Source organism: Nocardioides sp. Root140, from assembly GCF_001426745.1.
Taxonomy (GTDB): domain Bacteria; phylum Actinomycetota; class Actinomycetes; order Propionibacteriales; family Nocardioidaceae; genus Nocardioides.
The window spans coordinates 526,398-547,624 of the sequence record NZ_LMFI01000001.1 but is presented as its reverse complement, the minus strand read 5'-3'; the positions used below and the strand labels follow the sequence as shown (position 1 = coordinate 547,624).

Sequence of the window (21,227 nt, the reverse complement as noted above, 5' to 3'; positions counted from 1 at the left end):
AGGCTACCCCGACCAGCGCAACACGAAGCCCCGCCGTGACGTGAACGTGGTCACCTACGGCGGGGCTGCATGGCAGGGATCAGTGGGCGTGTTCCCCGCGGTAGTACTCGAAGATCCAGCCGCACAGGGCCAGGGTTCCGAAGACGCCGCCGATGATCAGCAGCCACCACGCGGCAAGCGCGATCGCGAAGGTGCACAGGGCCATCGTGAGACTGCACCACAGCGGCCACCACGAGTAGGGCGGGAAGAAGCCCAGCTCACCGGCGCCGTCAGCGATCTCGGCGTCCTTGCGGTCCTCGGGCCGCGGCTCCATGCGCGAGGCGTGGAAACCGAGGTAGAGCGACACCATCGCGACCAGCAGGGCGGACATGACGAGCGCCGTGGTGCCCGTCCAGTCACCGGCGATGAACCAGTACGCCGGTGCGACCAGGGCAAAGAAGATCGTCGTGATGACGAAGATCCAGGTCTCAGCCTTCATCAGGCGTTCTCCTCCGGGGTTCCATCGGTGCGGTCATTGAGCATTTCCTTGCGCCCCTGCACCTCAGGGGTGTCAGAGATTCCGTCGAAGTCGTTCTCCTCGAGCTCGAGGGCGGCGATCTCCGGGTGGTGCAGGTCGAAGGCCGGCGACTCCGAACGGATCCGCGGGATCGAGACGAAGTTGTGCCGCGGGGGCGGGCAGCTCGTGGCCCACTCCAGCGAACGGCCCCAGCCCCACGGGTCGTCGACCTCGACCAGGCGCGACTTGCGGCTGATCCAGACGTTGTAGAGGAACGGCAGCGTCGAGGCACCGAGCAGGAACGCACCGATGGTGGACACCTGGTTCAGGACCGTGAAGCCGTCGTCGGGCTGGTAGTCGGCGTACCGGCGAGGCATGCCCTCGACACCCAGCCAGTGCTGGACCAGGAAGGTGGTGTGGAAGCCGACGAACAGCAGCCAGAAGTGGAGCTTGCCGAGGCGCTCGTTGAGCATGCGCCCGGTCATCTTCGGCCACCAGAAGTAGAAGCCGGCGAACATCGCGAACACCACCGTGCCGAACACCACGTAGTGGAAGTGCGCCACCACGAAGTAGGAGTCGGAGACGTGGAAGTCGAGCGGCGGGCTGGCCAGGATGACACCGGTCAGGCCACCGAAAAGGAAGGTGGTGAGGAAGCCGATCGTCCACAGCATCGGGGTGTCGAACGACAGGGAGCCGCCCCACATCGTGCCTATCCAGTTGAAGAACTTCACTCCTGTGGGCACCGCGATCAGGAAGGTCATGCCCGAGAAGAAGGGCAGGTTCACCTCTCCGGTCACGAACATGTGGTGGGCCCACACGGCGACCGAGAGGATCGCGATGCCGAGCGTGGCGCCGACCAGGCCGACGTACCCGAAGATCGGCTTGCGGCTGAACACCGGAAGGATCTCGGTCACGATGCCGAAGAACGGCAGGGCGATGATGTAGACCTCGGGGTGCCCGAAGAACCAGAACAGGTGCTGCCACAGCAGGGCGCCGCCGTGTTCGGCGTCGAAGACGTGGGCCCCGAGCAGTCGGTCGGCCTCGAGCGAGAGCAGCGCGCCACCGAGGATCGGGAAGGCAAGGAGCACCAGCAGGCTGGTGATCAGGACGTTCCACACGAAGATCGGCATGCGGAACATGGTCATGCCGGGCGCGCGCATGCAGATGATCGTGGTGATGAAGTTGACCGCACCGAGGATCGTGCCGATACCGGCCATCCAGAGGCCCATGATCCACAGGTCGCCGCCGATGCCGGGCGAGCGCACTTCGTTGGAGAGCGGCGCATAGGCGAACCAGCCGAAGTCAGCCGCACCCTGCGGGGTGAGGAAGCCGGACGCCGCGATGAGGCCGCCCCAGAGGAACAGCCAGTAGCTGAACATGTTGAGGCGCGGGAACGCGACGTCGGGCGAGCCGATCTGCAGCGGCATGATCACGTTGGCGAAACCGAAGAACAGCGGCGTCGCGAAGAGCAGCAGCATGATCGTGCCGTGCATGGTGAACAGCTGGTTGTAGACCTCGTCGGTGACCACCTGGTTGCCCGGGTAGGCCAGCTCGGAACGGATCAGCATGGCCATCAGGCCGCCGACCATGAACCACGCGAACGACGTGATGAGGTACATCTTGCCGATCAGCTTGTGATCGGTGGTGGTGAGGATGCGGACCACCTGCTGGCCCAGCGGCTTGCGGCCGCCCGCCAGCTCTTCGGTGGGATGTGCTGCCGTGGCGGTCACTCGTCGCCTCCGTTGGACTCGTGCTCTTGGGCCTCGTCGAGGCCGACCTGGGTGACGGCATCCGAGCCGCCGAGGAGCGGGTGGTCAGCCTGGGGGATCGTGGTGAGGTACTGCTCGTAATCGGCCTGGCTGACGACCTTGACGTTGAAGAGCATGCGCGAGTGCGAGACACCGCACAGCTCAGTGCACTTGCCCATGAACGTGCCCTCCTTGGTCGTGTGGACCTGGAAGGAGTTGCGCTCCTCGCCCTCCTGCCCCGGGAACACGTCCATCTTCATCAGGAACGCGGGGACCCAGAAGCCGTGGATGACGTCGGGCGACGACAGCTTGAACTCGATGGTCTGGTCGACCGGCAGCACCAGCGTGGGGATGTCGCGCGCGGTGCCGGCCACGTAGTGGACCGAACCGTCGACGTCGGTGGGGTCGTCGGTGTGGTTGAAGGTCCACGACCACTGCTGTCCGACGACCTGGATGACCTGGTCAGGGTTGTCGACCTCGTCGAGCACCTTGTTCTGCACGTCGACGGTGTGGAAGAAGAACACGATCACCATCATGATCGGCGCGATCGTGTAGAAGATCTCGAGCGGCAGGTTGTAGCGCGTCTGGACCGGGATCTCGTCGTCGCTGCGGCGACGGTAGCGCCAGGCCACGTAGAAGATCAGGCCCCAGACAATGATGCCGGTGACGAGCGCGGCCACCCAGGACCACTTCCACAGATCGGCGATGTACTGGCCCTGCTCAGTGGCAGGCGAGTCGGCAGGCATGGCCCAACGGCTTGCCTGTGCCTTGCTCTCGGCAGAACATGCGCCCAACATGAGGAAGCTGATGCCCAGCATCGCGCCCAGCGCCAACTGCCGGGCGCGCTTGGGGAGTTGCAGACCCACGAACGAGCCTCTCTCTAAGTCGTAACGGTTAGTTGGCACACTATCGGAACCCTGACGGCGTTAGCGCGACAGGTCGGCAGGTAAGTTCCCGGTGTGAGATATGCCTCTGCCCCGAGCCAGCCGTGACCGGCTCCGCGTACCTCGATGCCGCGTCCTCGGAACCACTGCACCCCGCCGCCCGGGACACCCTGATGGCTGCCCTGGAACACGGGTACGCCGATCCGCGGCGCCTCCACGGCCCGGCCCGCAACGCGCGGCTCATGCTCGACAACGCCCGCGAGGTGGTCGCCACCTGCCTCGGCGTACGACCCGACGAGGTGACGTTCACCCCGAGCGGCACCCACGCCGTACACCTCGGAGTGCTGGGCCTCCTCGCCGGTCGGGCGCGGGTGTCCCCCGTGCTCGCCCACAGCGCCGTCGAGCACTCGAGTGTGGTGCACGCAGCGCAGTGGCACGCGGCCCGCGGGGGCGAGGTCGTCGAGCTCCCCGTCGACCGCGAAGGACGGTCCTCCACCGAGCTCCCCGACGGCCCGCTCGGCCTGGTCGCCCTGCAGGCCGCCAACCACGAGGTGGGCACGATCCAGCCCGTCGAGCAGGTCGCCGAGGCAGCCGGCGAGACCCCGCTGTTCATGGACGCCTGTGCCGCCGCGGGCCGGGTCGCGTTGCCCGACGGCTGGGCGGCCGCGGCGGTCTCGGCACACAAGTGGGGAGGCCCGGCCGGGGTCGGGGCCCTCGTGGTGCGCAAGGGCGCTCGCTGGCGCCAGCCGTTCCCCGGCGACGACCGCATCGACGAGCGCACGACCGGCTTCGAGAACGTGCCCGGCGCCCTGGCCGCCGCGGCCGCGCTGCAGGCGATGACCGCCGAGCGCGACGACCTGGCCGCCCGCCAGCACGCGCTGGTCGACGAGATCCGCACCCGGGTCGCAGTCACCGTGCCGGACGTCGAGGTGGTCGGTTCCGCCGATCACCGGCTCCCCCACCTGGTCACGTTCTCGTGCCTGTACGTCGACGGCGAGGCCCTGGTCGCCGAGCTGGACCGACGTGGCTTCGGTGTGGCCTCCGGGTCCGCCTGCACCGCCTCGACGCTCGAGCCCAGTCACGTGCTGGCGGCGATGGGCGTGCTCACCCACGGCAACGTCCGGGTGTCACTGACCCGGGACGTCGACCGCACGCAGGTCGACGCCTTCCTCGACGTGCTGCCCGAGGTGGTCGCCGCGATCAGGGCGGAGGCCGGCCTGTGACCTCGTCGGTGGACGACTGGGCCCTCGAGCTCGACTGCCGCGGCATGCGCTGCCCGGCCCCGATCATCGAGCTCGCCCGACACCACACCGAGGTCGAGGTCGGCGAGCTCGTGGCCGTCATCGCCACGGACGTCGCTGCCCGGGTCGACGTACCGGCCTGGTGCCGCATGCGCCAGCAGGAGTACGTCGGCGAGTCGGTCGCCGACGACGGCACGCCGGTCTACGTGGTGCGACGGGTGAGTTGAGGCAGGTGCCTCCCTCACCGAATCCGCTGACGCGTCTTCGCTACGCGTGCAGGGTCTGCAGGTGCGGGTCGATGTCCTTGACCGCCTCCGCGCCATAGGTGTCCTCGCAGCGCTTGAGGAAGTCAGCGCGGGAGAGGGTGTACTCCTGCGTGCCGACCTGCTCGACCACATAGACAGCCAGCAGGCAGCCCAACTGCGCGGCCCGCTCGGTGCTCAGCCCCCAGGTCAGGGCGGCCAGGAAGCCCGCGCGGAACGCGTCGCCGACGCCGGTGGGCTCCACCTTCTCGATCTCGGGAACGGCCGCGACCACGATCGACTCGGCGCCCTGCTGGTCGATGCGCACGCCCTCGGCGCCGAGGGTGACCACCCAGGTGCCCACCCGCTCGAGCACCTCGTCACGCGACCAACCGGTCTTCTGCGTGATCAGGGTGGCTTCGTACTCGTTGGAGAAGAGGATGTGCGCGCCGTCGATCAGCTGGCGGATCAGCGGGCCCTCACCGAAGGCGAGTTGCTGGGACGGGTCAGCCACGAACCGGTAGCCGCGGGTGCGGCACTCGTCGGTGTGGCGGAGCATGCCCTCCGGGTCGTCGGGACCGACCAGCACGTAGTCGGGGTCGCCGACCCGGTCGACGATCGGCTTGAGCTCGATCTCGCGGGACTCGCTCATCGCTCCGGCGTAGAAGGACGCGATCTGGGCGTGCGAGGAGTCGTTGGTGCAGACGAAACGTGCGGTGTGGCGGGTCTCGGAGACGTGCACCGAGTCGCAGTCGACCTGGTGCCGCTCGAGCCAGGCGCGGTAGTCGGCGAAGTCCTCACCGACCGCGCCCACGAGCACCGGGCTGAGGCCGAGGTTGCCGAGTCCGAAGCAGATGTTTGCCGCGCAGCCTCCCCGGCGAACCTCGAGGTCCTCGACGAGGAACGAGACGCTCAGCTTGTCGAGCTGGTCGACAACCAGGGAGTCCGAGAACCTCCCCGGGAACGACATCAGATGGTCGGTGGCGATGGATCCGGCGATGAGCAGCGACATGCTGCCGAACACTACCTGTCGGTACAGCTGGGTGTACCCCGTGGTAACGAATATCGTCGTTTGCATGAGCCAGTTCGCGAGCCTTCGACTCCCTTACGCTGACCCGTCGACCCCTCACGAGATGTACGCCGACTGCCAGCTCGTCGGCGACCAGTTGCGCCTCCCGGCGACCCGCACCTCGCATGTGCCCGGCCGCCACGTCGCCGAGCACAAGCCCACCACGTGGCAGGTCTCCGACAAGGCCGCCGCCCTGGCAGGTTCACTGCACCTGCACCTGAGCTGACCGAGCCAACGGGCGCACTCCCTCCCTCTTGTGCGTCCGTTCCGACGAGCGCGTCCCTCCCTCTTGCGCGCTCGTCAAGCCCCTTGGGCACAACGAAGCCCCTGCCGGTTCCGGCAGGGGCTTCGTCGTATGTCTTCAGTGGTGCCTGTCGCCGACCTGTCAGCCGACGACCGGGCGTTCGCTCAGTGGAACGAGTCGCCGCAGGCGCAGGAGCCGGTGGCGTTGGGGTTGTCGATCGTGAAGCCCTGCTTCTCGATGGTGTCGACGAAGTCGATCACGGCACCGTTGAGGTAGGGGACGCTCATCCGGTCGACGACGACGGAGACGCCGTCGAAGTCGGTCACGACGTCACCGTCGAGGGTGCGCTCGTCGAAGAAGAGCTGGTAGCGCAGTCCGGAGCAACCGCCGGGCTGCACGGAGATGCGCAGCGCGAGGTCGTCGCGACCCTCCTGGGCGAGGAGGGACTCGACCTTGGACGCGGCGACCGGGCTCAGGTTGATCTGGTCGGTGCGGTGCTCGGTGGCGGTTTCGACCTGCTCGGTCATCTCAGCTCCCAAAAGTTCGTGGCGTGTTACTCATGCAATGGTCGCACATCCGCGGTTATTCCCCAGAACTCCGGCCGACCGTGAAGGAAGTCACACGATCCGCAGCAGAAAGGCGCGCGTTCAGCCTGGCTTCAGCAACGAGGGCGCAGGATGGGGACATGAAGATTCCGGCAATCCTCGCCGGCAGCGCCGTACTCCTGGTCGCCGCTGCCTGCGGCACGCATTCCGACCCGGTGAGCTCGGACGACAACACCACCCGACCCGCCCCGGGCACGTCGTCGGCCACACCCGGCGAACGGCGGGGACTCCCGGCCACGCCACTGACCCGAGTCGACCCGACGGCGTTCGTGACGGGCGTCGACAATCCCTTCCTGCCGCTGGAACCCGGCACGGTGTGGACGTTCCGGAGCAGCAGTCCCGACGAGGAGACACGAATCGTCACGACGGTGACGGACCGCTCCCGAGTCGTGCAGGGGGTGCGCTGTGTGGTGGTCCACGACGTCGAGAGCACCCTGGACGGCGAGGTCCTCGAGGACACGTGGGACTGGTACGCACAGGACGTCGACGGCAACGTCTGGTACTTCGGCGAGGACACCACCGCGTACGAGGACGGCACCTCCAGCAAGGAGGGGTCGTGGGAGACGGGGGTCGACGGGGCGCAAGCGGGCATCGTGATGCCGGCGGACCCGCAACCCGGCGACGAGTACGCCCAGGAATTCTACGCCGGTGAGGCCGAGGACCGCGGTCAGGTGCTCCGTGTGGACGGCCGACACCCCCAGGTCCCGGCGACGTACGGCGCACTGGTGGTCACCCGCGACACCACGCCCCTGGAGCCGAAGCTGGTGGAGCGCAAGTACTACGCACGCGGGGTGGGTGTGGTGCACGAGGAGACCGTCCGGGGCGGACGGGAGAGCGTCCGGCTGGTGTCCGTTCGCCCGAACAGCTCGACCTGACCCCTGTCGTCGGGCGGGAGGGCGTCACCGCGACCAGGTGCGGGCGGTGCGTTCGGCCAGCGTGGCCAGTGACCCGGCGGGGTCCGCGAACGACCTGTCCTCCCCCACCAGGTCCACCATCGAGTACGCCGACTCCACGCCCAGAGCGCGCATCTCGCGGGAGCCGACCAGCACCTGTCCCGCGAGGGCGATGCAGGGCCTCAGGGCGTGGGCGGCCACCTCGGCGACGCCGTACGGCACCTTGCCCGAGCGGCTGGAGAAGTCGAAGGCGCCCTCGCCGGTGATCACCAGGTCGGCGGCGGCCGCGCGGTCTGCCAGGTCGACGGCGTCCCCGACGAGCCCGATCCCGGCCGTGCGGGACGCCCCGAGGAGCATCAGCGCGTAGCCCAGCCCTCCGGCAGCGCCGGCGCCCTTCTCCAGGGCCAGGCGCCGGTCGGCGACGGCGGCGAACTCCTCGAGGATCCCGTCCACCGCCGGCAGCCGGTCCTCGGCGAGGCCCTTCTGGGGGCCGAACGTCTTGGTCGCGCCGAACAGACCCGTCAACGGGCTGTCGACGTCGGAAGCGGCGACCAGGGTGACCCCGACGAGGCGGTCCTTCGCACCGGTCAGGTCCAGCCGGGTCAGTCCGACCAGGCCGTGCACGCCCTGGTCGAGGGGCTCGTCGGCCGCCGCGCCCAGTGCCGCGAGCAGGCCGGCGCCGCCGTCGTTCGTGCCGCTCCCGCCGAGTCCGACCACGATCGTGGTGGCTCCCGCGTCCACGGCACGTGCCAGCAGCTCCCCGACGCCGTACGTGCTGGCCTTCTCGACGTCGCCGTCACCGATGAGGTGGAGGCCGCACGCGTGGGCACTCTCGACGTACACCGTGCCGCCGACCTCGAGGAGCGTGGCCGGCGTGGGTTCCCCGAAGGGGCCGCGTACGGTCGCGGCGAGCAGCTCGCCACTCAGCGACGCGTGCAGTACGTCGACGAAGCCCGGGCCGCCGTCGGCCATCGGGCACAGGTCGAGCTCGTCGTCGGGTGCGTGGCGACGCCAGCCGTCTGCGATCGCCTGGGCTGCCTCCACGGCGGAGAGGGTGCCGGCGAACTTGTCGGGGGCGATGAGCACGCGCATGCACCTCATCCTGCCGGTCCCCCGCAACGTCCTGCACCCCGGCTGCCCCGGCAACCCCGACGCAGGACGTCCGGCCCGATGTCCTGCAGAGTGGTCCCCATGCCAGCCAGTTCGCAGGACGTCCTGATCAGGCCGCTCCGGTACGACGACGTCCCCGTCGTCGAGCGCCTGTCGGCCGAGGGCTTCCACGCGCTCGACCTCGAGACCTACCCGCGCGGCTGGCCGGACCCGCAACTGCGTGCCCCGGACCGCGGGTCGCGCTGGGTGCAACGCACCCGGCACCTGCTCGAGACCGACCCGGCCGGCTGTTGGGTGGCCACCCACGGAGACGACGTCGTCGGGTTCGCCACCTCGTTCACCCGCGAGCTGATGTGGATCCTGTCGTCGTACGTCGTCCGGCCGGGGTTGCAGGGACGGGGCATCGGAGCGCAACTCCTGGCCGCGGCGCTGCAGCACGGCAACGGTTGCCTGCGCGGCATGCTCGCGGCCTCCGACGACCCGAAGGCGCTGAGGCGCTACCGCGTGGCCGGGTTCGAGATGCACTCCCAGATGTTGTTGCACGGCGAGGTCGACCGTTCGGTCCTGCCGGTGATCGAGCGGGTGCGCGAGGGCTCGATCGGCGACCGGGACCTGCTCGACTCCATCGACCGGCAGACCCGCGGTGCCGCGCACGGCCCCGACCACGAGTACCTCACCGACGACTTCCGCCTCGTCGTGACCGAGCGAACCACCGGCTCGGGCTACGCCTACGTCGACCCGAACGGTGCGCCGGTCCTGCTCGCCGCGACCAATCGCCGTACCGCCTCGGACCTGATGTGGGAGGCGCTCGCCTCGTCACCGCCCGGCGCCACGCTCGAGATCGGGCACATCACCTCGGCGAACCACTGGGCACTCGACGTCGGGCTCGCCGCGCGCCTGTCGATCCATCACCGCGGCTATCTGATGGTGCGGGGCATGAAGCCACCCTCGCCGTACCTGCACCACGGCTCCCTGCTGTGAGGCTGAGATCGGTGCGTCCGAGCTCAGGGCCGGGGCATAGGATTGCCGCATGAGCACAGTCGAGTTGCCCCTCCTGCCGCTGGGCATGGGCAAGGACCTCTCCTCCGAGCGGGGCGTCGAATGCCCGGGCGACCTGCCGGCGGCCTCCGACCCCGATCTGGTCGCACGCGCCCGTGCCGCCAAGGAAGCGCTCGGGAACAAGGTCTTCATCCTGGGCCACCACTACCAGCGCGACGAGGTCATCGAGTTCGCCGACGTCACCGGCGACTCGTTCAAGCTGGCCCGCGACGCGGCCGCGCGGCCGGAGGCCGAGCACATCGTCTTCTGCGGCGTGCACTTCATGGCCGAGTCCGCCGACATCCTCACCGCGCCGAACCAGAAGGTGATCCTGCCCGACCTCGCCGCCGGCTGCTCCATGGCCGACATGGCGCGCCTCGGCCAGGTCGAGGACGCCTGGGACGCGCTGGCCGACGCCGGTGTCCAGGACCAGGTCGTGCCGATCACCTACATGAACTCCAGCGCCGACATCAAGGCGTTCTGCGGCAAGTTCGGCGGCGCCGTCTGTACGTCGAGCAACGCCGATGTGGCACTCGACTGGGCCTTCGAGCAGAAGCCCGACGCGAAGGTGCTGTTCTTCCCCGACCAGCACCTCGGCCGCAACACCGCCGTCCTCAAGCTCGGCATCCCGCTCGAGCAGTGCGTCGTGTGGAACCCCTTCAAGCCCAACGGCGGCCTGACCGCCGAAGAGCTCCAGAACGCGAAGATGATCCTCTGGAAGGGCCACTGCTCGGTCCACGGCCGGTTCAGCCCCGAGGTCGTCGACGAGCTGCGCGCCAAGGACCCGGACGTCAAGATCCTGGTGCACCCCGAGTGCAAGTACGAAGTGGTCACCAAGGCTGACCTCGTCGGGTCCACCGAGTTCATCATCAAGACCATCGAGGCGGCGCCTGCCGGTTCGAGCTGGGCGATCGGCACCGAGCTGAACCTGGTCAAGCGCCTGGCCGACGCCCACCCCGACAAGAAGATCGCGTTCCTCGAGAAGACCGTGTGCTTCTGCTCGACGATGAACCGCATCGATCTCCCCCACCTGGTGTGGGCGCTCGAGTCGCTGGTCGCCGGCAACGAGGTCAACGTCATCGAGGTCGAGGCCGAGACGGCACGACTGGCCGACATCGCGCTACAGCGCATGCTCGACCTGCCCGGCAAGTCACACCGCGACTGAGGGCGAGATGAGCGGCTCCCTTCCTCCCTGCCCGAAGTGCGCCTCGGAGTACACCTACGAGCTCGGCAGCCTCATGGTGTGCCCTGAGTGCGCCCACGAGTGGTCGCCCGAGGAGGCAGCCGCCGAGGCCGAGGCCGCAGTGATCAAGGACGCCAACGGCACACCCCTGGCCGACGGCGACACCGTCACCGTCATCCGTGACCTCAAGGTCAAGGGCTCCTCCACCTCGATCAAGGTCGGGACCAAGGTCAAGAACATCCGCCTCGTGCAAGGGGTCGGCGACCACGACATCGACTGCAAGGTCGACGGCTTCGGGCCGATGCAGTTGAAGTCCAGCGTGGTCAAGAAGGGCTGACCCGCTCCCTGACGTACGACGCCCTGCGTCCCGGTCGCCAGTGGCAACCGGACGCAGGGCGTCAGTGCTTCGGGATCAGGCCTCGTCGGCGGGTACGACGGCCTGGCCGGGCCCACCGTTCCGCTCGGCGCGGAGGCCGGCACCGCGATCGGCGAACCCTTCGAGCATGTTCTGCAGGTCGACCCCGGTGGTGTTCTTCAACAGCTCCATGGTCTGGAAGATGTTGTTGGTGACCTGCTTGGGCAGCTCGCCGGCGCCGTCGGTGGAGATCACGGTCAGCTTGTCGATCGCGGCCATCGGCGCGGCGACCTCGTGCGCGACCTTGGGCAGGATCTCCATCAGCATCTGCAGGACGGCCGCGTCGTTGTACTGCGCGAACGCCTCCGCCTTCTTGTTCATCGCCTCGGCCTCGGCGTTGCCGATCGCGAGGGTCGATGCGGCCTGGGCGTCACCTTCGGCGCGGAGTGCGTCGGCCTCGGCGATACGGCGGGCCTTCTCGGCCTCACCGCGCTTGGCACCCTCGATGGCCTCGGCCTCGGCCAGTGCCTCACGACGTGACTTCTCACCGACACCGGTCAGGCGGTCGCGCTCGGCCTCTGCCTCGGCCTTGGCGATCGCGGCGACCTTGGCGGCGTCGGCGTCGAAGACCTGGGAGTTGCGACGCCCCTCGGCCTCGGTCTCCACGCGGTAGCGCTCGGCGTCGGCGGGCTTGCGGACCTCGGTGTCGAGCTGGCGCTCCTTGAGGGCTGCCTGGCGGACGGCAACCTTCTCCTGCTCGGCGAGGATCGCCTGGTCGCGATCGGCCTGGGCCAACGGGCCTGCGGCCGCGGCCTGGGCACTGGCGGCGTCGGTCTCGGCCTTGATCTCGGCGGTCTGGAGGGCCAGCTGGCGCTGGGCGATGGCGATCTCCTGCTCGGCGGCCAGCCTGGCCTGCTCGGCAGCCTGGCGGGCCTCGGCCTCGGCGATGGAGGCGACCTGGTTCAGCTTGGCGGCCTCGGGCCGACCGAGGTCGGCAAGGTAGGAGCCGTCGTCGGTGATGTCCTGGATCTGGAACGTGTCGAGCACCAGGCCCTGGCCGGTCAGCGAGGTCTCGGACTCGTCGGCGACGCGCTGCGCGAACGCGGCCCGGTCGCGGATGATCTGCTCGACCGACAGGGACCCGACGATGGAGCGCAGCGAACCGGCGAGGGTCTCCTGCGTGAAGGTCTCGATCTCCTGCTGCTGGGTGAGGAAGCGCTGGGCCGCGGCACGGATGGAGTCCTCGTTGCCACCGACCTTGACGATCGCGACGCCCTCGAGGTTGAGCTTGACGCCCTGCCCCGAGATGGCGCCCTTGATCTGCACGAAAAGGCGACGCGACGAGAGGTCGAGGGTGTGTGCCTTCTGCACGAACGGGATCACGAAGACACCGCCACCCATCACGACCTTCTGGCCGGACAGGTCGGTGGAGACCTGGCCGGTCTCGGGGTTCTTCACCGCCTTGCCCTTGCGGCCGGTGACGATGAAGGCCTCGTTGGGGCCGGCCACCTTGTAGCGGGTGGTGATCAGGGCGCCCAGAAGGACGACGAGGACGATGATGCCGACGACGGCAAGCAGGATCGGGGACATACAGGAGCTCCTGGCTCGGGTGGAGTGGTGGTGTTCAGCCCCGGCGCTCGACGAGCACCGAGGTGGCGGAGAGGACTGCCGTGATCGTGACCGGCGTACCTGCTGCCAGTGGGGCCTCCGAGCGGGCGTTGAGCTTGGTGATGTGGCCCGACGCCACGATGCTCACCTCGCCGTACCCGTTCTCGGGGATCGCACTGATGACCGTGGCCGGCTGGCCGGTGAGGTCACCCGTGCGGACGTTCGCCTCGTCGCCGCCCTGCTTCAGCTGGTACGACGCCCAACCGGCGCCGGCTCCGACGACGAGACCGGCCACCAGGCCGACGCCGATGGAGAGGCCCATGTTGTCGCTCTGCGCGTAGGAGATGGCTCCCCCGAACCCGAAGGCACCCAGGAACCCCGCCATCGCGGCACCCGAGAACAGGTCGCCCCCGAAGTCGAGCAGCCCGTCGAGGAGGTCGCCGACGATCAGCGAGAACAGCAAGAGCGCGATGCCGACGGCACCGATGAGAAGGAACGCGATCACGCGGTCCACCTTTCCCCGTTGATGTGGGCGTAACCCTAGTGGGCCGGGTCAGTTCGCGGACGACATCGGTCAGAACGGCGCAACGATCCACGGTTCGAAGCGCAAGAACCCACGGTTCGCGCATCAAGGTCCGCGAACCGTGGGTTGTTGATGCGGTTGTGCGGCTAGAGGCCGGGGGCGCCCCAGACGGCGAGCCAGCGCTGGAGGTCCTGCTCCATCGGCAGCTCGGCGGCGAGCTGGTCGCGGATCTGGATCTCGAGCAGGTTGTCGCGCCGCTGCTGGCCCGAGCCGTCGCCACCAGAGCCCGGCTCGGGAGCGAACGGGTAGAACGTGCCCTGCTTGTAGAGGTAGACCAGGCCGGCCCTGCGGCCCGAGGCGTCGGCGAACGCGATCAGCGAGCACAGCAGCCCGCTGCCGAAGCCCTGCTCCTCGAGGATGGTGTTCACCGCGTGCAGGTCGGTGCACAGGCCCGCGGTGTCCTGGGGGTCGCGCTGGGCGACCAGCCAGGTGAACCCGAAGGAGTCCTGGGTGACCTCGACGTCGGGGGCATCGGGATTGTCGTTGAGCAGCGCGACGATGTCGGCCTGGGTCTGCGCGAACGCGGCACCGGTGGCCCCGCGGAAGCAGACCGAGCCACTGCCGGTCGGAGTGAGCCCGGCCGCGGTCTGCAAGGTGATCGCCGCCGAGGGCACCATGAACAGCGCGTCGAGCTGCGCCTTGGTCGTCTTCGAACGACCGAGGATCGAGTTCCAGAGCCCCATGTCAGCCCATCGGGCGGCCGAGCTCGGCCTGGATCTTGGCGAGCTGCTGGAGGCGCTGCTCGAGCGGCGGGTGGGTCGAGGTCAGGGTCTTGAGCGACACACCGCTGATCGCCGGGGCGATGAAGAACGCGTTCATCGCGCTCGAGGAACGCAGGTCCTTCTGCGGGATGGCGGACATCTCGCCGGTGATCTTCTGCAGCGCCGAGGCCAGCGCGGCCGGCTTCATGGTCAGGTAGGCGCCGGCACGGTCCGCACACAGCTCGCGATAGCGGGAGAGCATGCGGGTCAGCACGAAGCTGACTGCGTAGACGACCAGGCTGACCACCAGCGCGATGAGGTACGCCGGCAGCGCGCCGTTGTTGTTGTTGCGACCCCGGCCGCCGAGGAGCGACAGCCCGCCGTACTGAGCGGACTGGGTGAGCATGCCGGCCACGATGCCCGCGGACGAGGCCACGGTCATCACCAGGACGTCGCGGTGGGCCACGTGGGAGAGCTCGTGGGCGAGGACACCCTCGAGCTCTTCGGCGTTGAGCGTGCGCAGGATGCCCGTGGTGACGCACACGACCGACCGGTTGGGTGAGCGTCCGGTCGCGAAGGCGTTGGGGATGTCCATGTCGGCGATCCCGACCCGGGGCTTGGGCATGTCGGCCATGGCACAGAGCCGGTCGATCATGCCGTGCAGCTCCGGGGCCTCCTCGGGAGAGACCTCACGGGCCCGCATCGCCCGCATCGCCACCTTGTCCGAGCTCCACCACTGGTAGAACGCGATGCCGAGGCCCACGATGCCGATGATCGGGATCAGGCCGGAGTTGCCCGACCCTCCGGCCACCGCCATCAGCGTGACCATGAACGCCACGAACAGGGCACCGAGCAGGAACATGGTCAGGGTCATCCGTGCGGTGAGACCACGGTCCTTGATGAAACGAGAGTGCGCCACGGGAGTCTTCTCAGCCGGGGATCAAGCCGTCGTCGGAGAGCTGCTCGCGCACTTCCTCGAGGGTGGCGTCGGCCGGCGGGAGCACCACGTCGGAGACGTCGATCGCCTCCGCGTCGTGAGGAACGCCGACCGTGCGTACGACGCCCAACAGCTCGGCGAGGGCAGCGGTGAACGCGTCGGTGTCGTCGGCCTCGACCGCGGCCTCGACCTGGGCGTCGAGCGCGTTGAGGCGGTCGACGGCGTTGTCTGAGACGTCGTACTGGCCCTCGCCCAGGATGCGGACGATCATGACTGGGCCTCGTTGGTGCCTTCGACCTTCTGCGTCTCGGGCTCGAGGATCGCACCCTGGTCGGGAGCGTCGATGGCCTGTGGAGCACCGCCACCCTTGAGCGCGGCGAGCTCGGACTCGACGTCGGCCTGCGAGCTCATCGCGTCGAGCTCGCGGGCGATGTCGTCGTTGCCGCCCGGGTTGGACACGTCGTCGAGGGCACCGCTGGCGATGAGCTCGTCGATCGCGCCGGCGCGGGCCTGCATGTTGGCCGTCTTGTCCTCGGCACGCTGGATCGCCATGCCGACGTCGCCCATCTCCTCACCGATGCCGGAGAGTGCCTCGTTGATCTTGGTCTGGGCCTCGGCAGCGGTGTAGTTGGCCTTGATCGTCTCCTTGCGGGTGCGGAAGGACTCGATCTTGGCCTGGAGCCGCTGCTGCGCGAGCGTCAGCTTCTCCTCCTCGCCCTGGAGGTTGGCGTGCTGCGTCTTGAGGTCGGTGATCTGGCCGTTGAGGGCCGACTTGCGGGTCAGCGCCTCGCGGGCGAGGTCCTCGCGACCCATGTCGAGGGACTTCTGCGCCTGGGTCTGGAGCTTGGCCTGCTGCTGCTCGAGTTGGTTGACCTGCAGCTCGACACGCTTGCGGCTGGTGGCCACGTCGGCGACACCTCGGCGCACCTTCGAGAGGAGCTCGAGCTGGCGCTGGTAGCTGTAGTCCAGCGTCTGGCGCGGGTCCTCGGCGCGGTCGAGTGCGCTGTTGGCCTTGGATCGGAAGATCAACGTGAAACGCTTCCAAAGGCTCATCGGATGCGGCCCCCTCTGGGTCTGCTCGTCGCCTGGGGCGACCTGACGGTGATGGTCGAGTGCTTTCCGCTCAACCCTAGGCCCAAACACAAGCGTGGGCGAGGGACGGGGTGCCGGTAGTCTGGGCAGGTCACCGCAAACCACTCGCCGAAGGCAGCCCCGTTGTTCCGTCGTAGCTCCAAGGACTCGCCCGACTCCCCCGAGTCGCCCGAGTCCCGTCCCGGCTCCAAGGGCCGTCCCACTCCCACGCGCAAGGAGGCAGAGGCGGCCGCCCGGGCGCGGGCCAAGCTCCCCAAGGACCGCAAGGCCCAGGCCCGTCGCCAGCGCGAGCTCCGCGTCGAGTCCAGCCGCAATGTGCGCGCAGCGCTGAGGTCCGGCGACGAGAAGAACCTGCCCCCGCGCGACCGCGGACCGGTGAAGCGGTTCATCCGCGACTTCGTCGACTCCCGCATCGGGTTCTCCGAGCTGCTGGCGCCGATGCTGATCATCATCATGATCATGGGCTACGGCCTCTTCGGCTCCGGGGGCATGGCCCTGGCCAACTCGCTGTGGTTCACCACGCTGGTGCTGGTCGTCCTCGACATCCTCTGGATGCGCCACCGGGTCCGCAAGCAGGTGGTCGAGCGGTTCCCCGACGAGTCGCTCAAGGGCGTCACCTGGTACGCCGTGATGCGGTCGGTCAACATGCGCTTCCTTCGGCTCCCCAAGCCGCAGGTGAAGATCGGGCAGGCCCTCCCCGAGCACTACAGCTGAGCTCGAGGTGGCGATCGGCCTCACTGCCGCCCTGGTCTCGGCTGCGCTCTTCGGCGTGGCCGCGGTCTGGCAGGCGATGGCCGTGCGCGACCACGAGGCCGAGACCCGGTCGGCCGTCGCATTCGTGGGCATGGCCCTGACCACTCCCCTGCTGTTGCTGGTGATCGGGGCCTATCTGGCCGGTTTCGTGCTGCACGCCGTGGCCATCTGGACGCTTCCCCTCTACCTGGCGCAGGCCACGATCTCGCTGTCGATGCCGGTCACCGCGATCATCTCCGCGCACCGGCTGCACGAGCCGCTCGGAGCGTTCGGCTGGGGCGCGGTCGCGGCGGTGACCGTCGGCATCGGAGTGGTGGCCGCGGGCGCCGGCGCACCGGGCGAGACGACCAGCGGCTGGCTCCTTCCCGGAGTCTCCTGGGCCATGGTCGTGGCTTGCACGGCTGTCGGGCTGTGGCTCCTGCGCCGCGGCGGACACACGCGCATGGTGCTGCTCGGCCTCGTTGCCGGTTGCGGGTACGCCGGCTCGGCGATCGCCGTCCGCGGCGTCACCGGGTCGATCTCGCCCGAGGTGATCACGGTCGCCCTGGCGGTGCCCACCCTGGGCGCGGTCGCGTTCTGGCTCTACTCGGTCTCGCTCGAAGGCGTGGCCGTGACGACGTCGACGGCGGCCCTGATCGTGTCCGAGACACTGGTGCCGGCCCTGGTCGGCGTGGCGTTGCTCGGTGACGGCGTACGACCCGGCTGGTGGCCGGCGGTCGCCGCCGGGTTCGCGCTCGCGATCGGCGGTGCGGTCGCGCTGGCCCATCCGGGCCGGGTGCCGATGGTCGGCCAGGCGGCTCAGGCGTCGTAGTCGAGGACCAACTCGGGCGAGGTGGGGTGCGACTGGCAGGTCAGCACGTAGCCCCGGTCGACCTCGTCCTGCTCCAGCGCCCAGTTGGTGTCCATGGTCACCGTGCCGGTGACGACCTTGGCGCGGCAGGTGCCGCAGACTCCCCCGCGGCACGCGAACGGCGCATCGGAGCGCACCTTCAACGCCGCCTCCAGCACGGGCACTCCGCCCCCGGCGAGGTCGAACGTCGAGCTGCGACCGTCGAGGCGCACCGTCACCCGCGACGTCTCACCGGTGCCGGAGGACTCCTCCGCGGCACGCGAGCGCGGCACGGGGTCGGCATGGAAGAGCTCGGTGTGCACCGTCTCGGCGCCTGCTCTCGCGAGCTCGTCGCGCAGCTCGGTGACCATCGCGTGCGGCCCGCAGAGGAACCACTCGTCGACCTCCTTGGCGGGCACGACCCGGTCGAGCAGCCGGTGCAGGCGATCGGCGTCGAGCCGGCCGGAGAGCAGCTCGACCTCCTGCTCCTCGCGGGAGAGCACGTGCACCACGCGGAAGCGGGTCAGGAAACGGTCCTTGAGGTCGTGGATCTCGTCGAGGAACATCACCGAGCGGTGGTCGCGGTTGGCGTAGACCAGCGTGACCGCGGCGCCCGGCTCAGACTCCAGCAGGGCTGTCACGATCGAGAGCACCGGGGTGATGCCCGAGCCGGCCGCGATCGCCGCGTAGGTGCGTGGCTCGTCGCTGCCCGCCGGGGTGAACCGGCCGGCCGGGGTCATCACCTCGAGGGTGTCGCCCACCTGCAGCCGGTCGAGCACGGCGCCCGAGAAGGCACCGTCGGCGAGCCGCTTGATGCCGACCTTCAACGTGCCGGTGGAGGGCGACGTACAGATCGAGTAGCTGCGGCGTACGCCGTCCTCGCAGTTGATCGTGAGGTGCTGCCCGGGAAGCCAGGTGTAGGCGTCACGCAGCTCGTCCGGCACCTCGAAGGTGAGCGAGACCGAATCGTCGGTCAGCGGCTCGAGGGCCGCCACCTTCAGGGGATGGAACGAGGCGTGCGCCGGCATCAGATCGCCTTGAAGTGGTCGAACGGCTCGCGGCACTCGGAGCAGACCCACAGGGACTTGCAGGAGGTCGAGCCGAAGCGGCTGCTCTCGCGGGTCCGCGGGCTGCCGCACTGCGGGCAGCGCACGGACAGGGTCAGGCCCACCACGTCACGCGGGCCGGGCGGGGCGATGCCGTGGTCGGCGAGCTTGCGGCGGCCGTCGGCGGTCATCCAGTCGGTGGTCCAGGCGGGCGCGAGGACGAACTCGACGTCGACGTGCAGGAACCCGGCTCCTGTCAGAGCGGCGACGATGTCCTCGCGGATCGTCTCCATGGCCGGACAGCCGGAGTACGTCGGGGTGATGCGGACGTGCACCGACCCCTGGTCGTGCTCGGTCACGTCGCGGAGGATGCCGAGGTCGGCGATCGTCACGACCGGGAGCTCTGGATCGGGGACGGCGGCGGCGATCGCCCAGGCACGGCCGTGCGGGCGGTCGAGAAGAGCTCCGTGTGCGGTGTGCTGCGTGTGTGCGGTGATCACCAGTTGACTCCCGGGTGCGAGCGGTGGAGGTGTTGCATCTCGGCCAGGAGATATCCCATGGCCTCGGTGTGGCGCCCGAGCCGCCCCTTGCTGTATGCCGACGTCGTGTCCGGCACGTTCAATGTGGCCTGGTGGAGCACTGCCTCCAGGCGTTGTTCGACCGGTCCTTGCAGCCCGGAGGGATCGACGGCCACGCCGTCGGCCACCAGTGAGTCGTCGAGGAACTCCGTCTCGAACAGCTCGGCGCGCCACGGCCACTCGGCGTCGACGGCGGCCTGCATCCGCGCATGCGACTCGTCGGTGCCGTCGCCGAGCCGCAGCACCCAGTGGGTGGCGTGGTCGACGTGGTAGGCGGTCTCCTTGACGGCCTTGGCCGAGATGGCGGCCAGCATCGCGTCGGAGCTGCCGGAGAGTGCGGAGTAGAGCTCGTGCTGCCAGGTGCTGAAGACCAGCATCCGTGCCATCGCCACCCCGAAGTCGGCCTGCTCGCGCTCGACGAGGCACACGTTGCGGAAGTCGCGCTCGTTGCGGAGGTAGGCCAGGTCGTCCTCGCTGCGGCCGGTCGCGGCACCGGCGAGGGACAGCAGCGCACGTGCCTGGCCGAGCTGGTCGAGCCCGATGTTGGCCATCGCCACGTCCTCCTCGAGCTGCGGCGCACGGCTGATCCACCACCCGAGGCGCTGGGAGGAGATGAGCGCGTCGTCGGCGAGGGCCAGCACGTAGGCCGTTGGGGTGCTCATAGGTGCTGCACACCCTCTGGGACGTCGTAGAACGTGGGGTGGCGGTAGACCTTGTCGCCGGCCGGGTCGAAGAACGCGTCCTTCTCGTCGGGGCTGCTGGCCTCGATCGCCGAGGCCGGGACCACCCAGATTGACACGCCTTCCTGACGTCGGGTGTAGACGTCACGGGCGTTGCGCAGGGCCATCTCGGCATCGGCGGCGTGCAGGGACCCGGCGTGCACGTGGGACATGCCGCGGCGGGACCTGATGAAGACCTCCCAGAGGGGTTCCTGGCTCATGCCGCCCCCTCCTGTGCGTGGCGCGCGGCCTGCTTGTCGGCGTACGCCGCAGCAGCCTCACGCACCCAGGCGCCGTCCTCGTGGGCCTTGACCCGGTGGGACAGGCGTTGCTCGTTGCACGGGCCGTTGCCTCGGATGACCTCGAAGAGCTCGGTGAAGTCGACCGGCGTGAAGTCGTAGTGGCCGCGCTCCTCGTTCCAGCGGATCGCGTCGTCGGGAAGGGTCAGCCCGAGCGCCTCGGCCTGCGGCACGGTCATGTCGATGAACCGCTGGCGCAGGTCGTCGTTCGAGAAGCGCTTGATGCCCCACGCCATCGACTGCGCCGAGTTGGGGGAATCGTCGTCGGGAGGCCCGAACATCATCAGGCTGGGCCACCAGGTGCGGTTGACGGCGTCCTGGGCCATCGCCTTCTGGGCCTCGCTGCCGTGGGAGAGGGTGTGCAGGATCTCGAAGCCCTGGCGCTGGTGGAAGGACTCCTCCTTGCAGACCCGCACCATGGCGCGCGCGTAGGGGCCGTAGGAGCAGCGGCACAGCGGCACCTGGTTGACGATGGCCGCCCCGTCGACCAGCCAGCCGATCGCGCCGACGTCTGCCCAGGTCAGGGTCGGATAGTTGAAGATCGAGGAGTACTTCTGCCGCCCACTGTGCAACTGGTCGAGCAGGTCGGCCCGGTCGACGCCCAACGTCTCGGCGGCGGCGTAGAGGTAGAGCCCGTGTCCGGCTTCGTCCTGCACCTTCGCCATCAGGATCGCCTTGCGGCGCAGGCTGGGTGCCCGGCTGATCCAGTTGCCCTCGGGCTGCATGCCGATGATCTCGGAGTGCGCGTGCTGGGCGATCTGGCGGACCAGAGTCTTGCGGTAGCCCTCGGGCATCTCGTCGCGGGGCTCCACCCGGCCGTCGGTCTCGAGGAGCGCGCGGAAGGAGGCCGGCTCGTCAGGACGGTCCGCGATGACCGGGGTCGGCTGCTGCTCGGGGGTGGTGAAGTCGTTGCCGTACACGTCGCCCACGGTAACAGCGCGTGTTACAAATGCACGCATTTCTGGTGTTCGCGT

The 21,227-nt window shown here is 69.1% G+C and carries 26 protein-coding genes; 9 read left to right on the top strand and 17 right to left on the bottom strand.

The window, feature by feature from the left end:
- Positions 1-79 precede the first annotated feature (79 nt).
- The 3 genes from ASD30_RS02680 to ctaC are packed head-to-tail and all read right to left on the bottom strand — an operon-like array spanning position 80 to position 3,110.
- Positions 80-478 carry a cytochrome c oxidase subunit 4 gene (locus tag ASD30_RS02680; RefSeq protein ID WP_056676555.1) on the bottom strand — a complete coding sequence of 133 codons (399 nt, stop codon included), beginning with the start codon at positions 476-478 and terminating at the stop codon, positions 80-82.
- Entirely contained in the window at positions 478-2,226 is a 1,749-nt protein-coding gene (gene ctaD, locus ASD30_RS02675; RefSeq protein ID WP_056676552.1) for an aa3-type cytochrome oxidase subunit I, read from the bottom strand. The genes ASD30_RS02680 and ctaD overlap by 1 nt, the downstream gene beginning before the upstream one ends.
- Positions 2,223-3,110, bottom strand: coding sequence for an aa3-type cytochrome oxidase subunit II (gene ctaC, locus ASD30_RS02670; RefSeq protein WP_235532482.1), 888 nt, complete (start codon positions 3,108-3,110; stop codon positions 2,223-2,225). Before ctaC ends, ctaD begins: the two co-directional genes overlap by 4 nt.
- 122 nt (positions 3,111-3,232) lie before the next feature.
- On the opposite strand from ctaC, the gene ASD30_RS02665 reads away from it, so the two are divergent.
- Together ASD30_RS02665 and ASD30_RS02660 are read left to right on the top strand one after the other, a co-directional pair.
- Positions 3,233-4,351 carry a cysteine desulfurase family protein gene (locus tag ASD30_RS02665; RefSeq protein WP_056676547.1) on the top strand — a complete coding sequence of 373 codons (1,119 nt, stop codon included), beginning with the start codon at positions 3,233-3,235 and terminating at the stop codon, positions 4,349-4,351.
- On the top strand, positions 4,348-4,596 hold the full coding sequence (locus ASD30_RS02660) for a sulfurtransferase TusA family protein (protein WP_082563512.1): 249 nt from the start codon (positions 4,348-4,350) through the stop codon (positions 4,594-4,596). The genes ASD30_RS02665 and ASD30_RS02660 overlap by 4 nt, the downstream gene beginning before the upstream one ends.
- Positions 4,597-4,636: 40 nt before the next feature.
- On the opposite strand, the gene ASD30_RS02655 is transcribed toward ASD30_RS02660, so the two are convergent.
- Positions 4,637-5,623 (bottom strand): carbohydrate kinase family protein, encoded by a 987-nt coding sequence (locus ASD30_RS02655; RefSeq protein ID WP_056679159.1) that lies wholly within the window; start codon positions 5,621-5,623, stop codon positions 4,637-4,639.
- Positions 5,624-5,687: 64 nt separating this feature from the next.
- Here ASD30_RS02655 and ASD30_RS26355 point away from each other — a divergent pair, with 64 nt between their 5' ends.
- The gene (locus tag ASD30_RS26355) at positions 5,688-5,906 is read left to right on the top strand and encodes a hypothetical protein (protein ID WP_156393493.1); all 219 of its coding nucleotides are present in this window, start codon (positions 5,688-5,690) and stop codon (positions 5,904-5,906) included.
- 182 nt (positions 5,907-6,088) lie between these two features.
- Here the strand turns inward: ASD30_RS26355 and ASD30_RS02650 are convergent, their stop codons facing one another.
- Positions 6,089-6,451: a HesB/IscA family protein gene (locus tag ASD30_RS02650; RefSeq protein ID WP_056676544.1), complete on the bottom strand. Its 363-nt coding sequence runs from the start codon at positions 6,449-6,451 to the stop codon at positions 6,089-6,091.
- Between the two features lie 158 nt (positions 6,452-6,609).
- On the opposite strand from ASD30_RS02650, the gene ASD30_RS02645 reads away from it, so the two are divergent.
- Positions 6,610-7,404, top strand: coding sequence for a hypothetical protein (locus ASD30_RS02645; RefSeq protein ID WP_056676541.1), 795 nt, complete (start codon positions 6,610-6,612; stop codon positions 7,402-7,404).
- Positions 7,405-7,428: 24 nt separating this feature from the next.
- Here ASD30_RS02645 and ASD30_RS02640 read toward each other — a convergent pair whose 3' ends face one another.
- A complete protein-coding gene (locus tag ASD30_RS02640; RefSeq protein WP_056676538.1) occupies positions 7,429-8,514 on the bottom strand; it encodes a glycerate kinase family protein in 1,086 nt (361 codons plus the stop codon).
- A gap of 99 nt (positions 8,515-8,613) precedes the next feature.
- Between ASD30_RS02640 and ASD30_RS02635 the strand changes: the two genes are divergently transcribed.
- The 3 genes from ASD30_RS02635 to ASD30_RS02625 are packed head-to-tail and all read left to right on the top strand — an operon-like array spanning position 8,614 to position 11,090.
- Positions 8,614-9,513, top strand: a complete 900-nt coding sequence (locus ASD30_RS02635) for a GNAT family N-acetyltransferase (RefSeq protein ID WP_056676535.1) — start codon at positions 8,614-8,616, stop codon at positions 9,511-9,513.
- Between the two features lie 49 nt (positions 9,514-9,562).
- On the top strand, positions 9,563-10,735 hold the full coding sequence (gene nadA, locus ASD30_RS02630; RefSeq protein WP_056676532.1) for a quinolinate synthase NadA: 1,173 nt from the start codon (positions 9,563-9,565) through the stop codon (positions 10,733-10,735).
- Positions 10,736-10,742: 7 nt separating this feature from the next.
- A complete protein-coding gene (locus ASD30_RS02625; RefSeq protein WP_056676530.1) occupies positions 10,743-11,090 on the top strand; it encodes a zinc ribbon domain-containing protein YjdM in 348 nt (115 codons plus the stop codon).
- Between the two features lie 75 nt (positions 11,091-11,165).
- On the opposite strand, the gene ASD30_RS02620 is transcribed toward ASD30_RS02625, so the two are convergent.
- From ASD30_RS02620 to ASD30_RS02595, 6 genes are all read right to left on the bottom strand, one after another.
- Positions 11,166-12,698, bottom strand: coding sequence for a flotillin family protein (locus ASD30_RS02620; RefSeq protein WP_056676525.1), 1,533 nt, complete (start codon positions 12,696-12,698; stop codon positions 11,166-11,168).
- Between the two features lie 34 nt (positions 12,699-12,732).
- On the bottom strand, positions 12,733-13,221 hold the full coding sequence (locus ASD30_RS02615; RefSeq protein WP_057294609.1) for an NfeD family protein: 489 nt from the start codon (positions 13,219-13,221) through the stop codon (positions 12,733-12,735).
- Between the two features lie 164 nt (positions 13,222-13,385).
- On the bottom strand, positions 13,386-13,982 hold the full coding sequence (gene pspAB, locus ASD30_RS02610; protein ID WP_056676519.1) for a PspA-associated protein PspAB: 597 nt from the start codon (positions 13,980-13,982) through the stop codon (positions 13,386-13,388).
- A 1-nt stretch (position 13,983) separates the two neighbouring features.
- Positions 13,984-14,919 (bottom strand): zinc metalloprotease HtpX, encoded by a 936-nt coding sequence (gene htpX / locus ASD30_RS02605; RefSeq protein WP_082563511.1) that lies wholly within the window; start codon positions 14,917-14,919, stop codon positions 13,984-13,986.
- 10 nt (positions 14,920-14,929) lie between these two features.
- A complete protein-coding gene (gene pspAA, locus ASD30_RS02600) occupies positions 14,930-15,208 on the bottom strand; it encodes a PspA-associated protein PspAA (protein ID WP_056676517.1) in 279 nt (92 codons plus the stop codon).
- Positions 15,205-15,990 carry a PspA/IM30 family protein gene (locus ASD30_RS02595; RefSeq protein ID WP_056676513.1) on the bottom strand — a complete coding sequence of 262 codons (786 nt, stop codon included), beginning with the start codon at positions 15,988-15,990 and terminating at the stop codon, positions 15,205-15,207. Before ASD30_RS02595 ends, pspAA begins: the two co-directional genes overlap by 4 nt.
- A 162-nt stretch (positions 15,991-16,152) precedes the next feature.
- Here ASD30_RS02595 and ASD30_RS02590 point away from each other — a divergent pair, with 162 nt between their 5' ends.
- Both ASD30_RS02590 and ASD30_RS02585 read left to right on the top strand, forming a co-directional pair.
- Positions 16,153-16,743: a DUF3043 domain-containing protein gene (locus ASD30_RS02590; RefSeq protein ID WP_056676510.1), complete on the top strand. Its 591-nt coding sequence runs from the start codon at positions 16,153-16,155 to the stop codon at positions 16,741-16,743.
- 7 nt (positions 16,744-16,750) lie between these two features.
- Complete coding sequence (locus ASD30_RS02585; protein ID WP_056676507.1) at positions 16,751-17,593, top strand: hypothetical protein; 843 nt, start codon at positions 16,751-16,753, stop codon at positions 17,591-17,593.
- Here the strand turns inward: ASD30_RS02585 and paaE are convergent.
- From paaE to paaA, 5 genes are read right to left on the bottom strand one after another with little or no spacing between them, the layout of a single operon-like run.
- The gene (gene paaE, locus ASD30_RS02580) at positions 17,581-18,639 is read right to left on the bottom strand and encodes a 1,2-phenylacetyl-CoA epoxidase subunit PaaE (protein ID WP_056676504.1); all 1,059 of its coding nucleotides are present in this window, start codon (positions 18,637-18,639) and stop codon (positions 17,581-17,583) included. The two genes, ASD30_RS02585 and paaE, sit on opposite strands and share 13 nt — an antisense overlap.
- A complete protein-coding gene (gene paaD / locus ASD30_RS02575; RefSeq protein ID WP_235530024.1) occupies positions 18,639-19,157 on the bottom strand; it encodes a 1,2-phenylacetyl-CoA epoxidase subunit PaaD in 519 nt (172 codons plus the stop codon). The genes paaE and paaD overlap by 1 nt, the downstream gene beginning before the upstream one ends.
- Positions 19,154-19,897, bottom strand: a complete 744-nt coding sequence (gene paaC / locus ASD30_RS02570) for a 1,2-phenylacetyl-CoA epoxidase subunit PaaC (RefSeq protein WP_056676502.1) — start codon at positions 19,895-19,897, stop codon at positions 19,154-19,156. The genes paaD and paaC overlap by 4 nt, the downstream gene beginning before the upstream one ends.
- Complete coding sequence (gene paaB, locus ASD30_RS02565) at positions 19,894-20,175, bottom strand: 1,2-phenylacetyl-CoA epoxidase subunit PaaB (RefSeq protein ID WP_056676499.1); 282 nt, start codon at positions 20,173-20,175, stop codon at positions 19,894-19,896. Before paaB ends, paaC begins: the two co-directional genes overlap by 4 nt.
- Positions 20,172-21,173 carry a 1,2-phenylacetyl-CoA epoxidase subunit PaaA gene (gene paaA / locus ASD30_RS02560; protein WP_235530023.1) on the bottom strand — a complete coding sequence of 334 codons (1,002 nt, stop codon included), beginning with the start codon at positions 21,171-21,173 and terminating at the stop codon, positions 20,172-20,174. Before paaA ends, paaB begins: the two co-directional genes overlap by 4 nt.
- Positions 21,174-21,227: the final 54 nt, after the last annotated feature.

What these genes read in the sequence shown, in the direction of transcription:
- nadA (WP_056676532.1), top strand. Translation starts at nt 9,563, where the DNA reads ATGAGCACAGTCGAGTTGCCCCTCCTGCCGCTGGGCATGGGCAAGGAC.
- paaB (WP_056676499.1), bottom strand. Translation starts at nt 20,175, where the DNA reads ATGAGCCAGGAACCCCTCTGGGAGGTCTTCATCAGGTCCCGCCGCGGC.
- ASD30_RS02620 (WP_056676525.1), bottom strand. Translation starts at nt 12,698, where the DNA reads ATGTCCCCGATCCTGCTTGCCGTCGTCGGCATCATCGTCCTCGTCGTC.
- ASD30_RS26355 (WP_156393493.1), top strand. Translation starts at nt 5,688, where the DNA reads ATGAGCCAGTTCGCGAGCCTTCGACTCCCTTACGCTGACCCGTCGACC.
- ASD30_RS02650 (WP_056676544.1), bottom strand. Translation starts at nt 6,451, where the DNA reads ATGACCGAGCAGGTCGAAACCGCCACCGAGCACCGCACCGACCAGATC.
- ASD30_RS02645 (WP_056676541.1), top strand. Translation starts at nt 6,610, where the DNA reads ATGAAGATTCCGGCAATCCTCGCCGGCAGCGCCGTACTCCTGGTCGCC.
- ASD30_RS02625 (WP_056676530.1), top strand. Translation starts at nt 10,743, where the DNA reads ATGAGCGGCTCCCTTCCTCCCTGCCCGAAGTGCGCCTCGGAGTACACC.
- ASD30_RS02655 (WP_056679159.1), bottom strand. Translation starts at nt 5,623, where the DNA reads ATGTCGCTGCTCATCGCCGGATCCATCGCCACCGACCATCTGATGTCG.
- ASD30_RS02640 (WP_056676538.1), bottom strand. Translation starts at nt 8,514, where the DNA reads ATGCGCGTGCTCATCGCCCCCGACAAGTTCGCCGGCACCCTCTCCGCC.
- ASD30_RS02635 (WP_056676535.1), top strand. Translation starts at nt 8,614, where the DNA reads ATGCCAGCCAGTTCGCAGGACGTCCTGATCAGGCCGCTCCGGTACGAC.
- paaC (WP_056676502.1), bottom strand. Translation starts at nt 19,897, where the DNA reads ATGAGCACCCCAACGGCCTACGTGCTGGCCCTCGCCGACGACGCGCTC.
- pspAA (WP_056676517.1), bottom strand. Translation starts at nt 15,208, where the DNA reads ATGATCGTCCGCATCCTGGGCGAGGGCCAGTACGACGTCTCAGACAAC.
- paaE (WP_056676504.1), bottom strand. Translation starts at nt 18,639, where the DNA reads ATGCCGGCGCACGCCTCGTTCCATCCCCTGAAGGTGGCGGCCCTCGAG.
- ASD30_RS02595 (WP_056676513.1), bottom strand. Translation starts at nt 15,990, where the DNA reads ATGAGCCTTTGGAAGCGTTTCACGTTGATCTTCCGATCCAAGGCCAAC.
- ASD30_RS02680 (WP_056676555.1), bottom strand. Translation starts at nt 478, where the DNA reads ATGAAGGCTGAGACCTGGATCTTCGTCATCACGACGATCTTCTTTGCC.
- pspAB (WP_056676519.1), bottom strand. Translation starts at nt 13,982, where the DNA reads ATGGGGCTCTGGAACTCGATCCTCGGTCGTTCGAAGACGACCAAGGCG.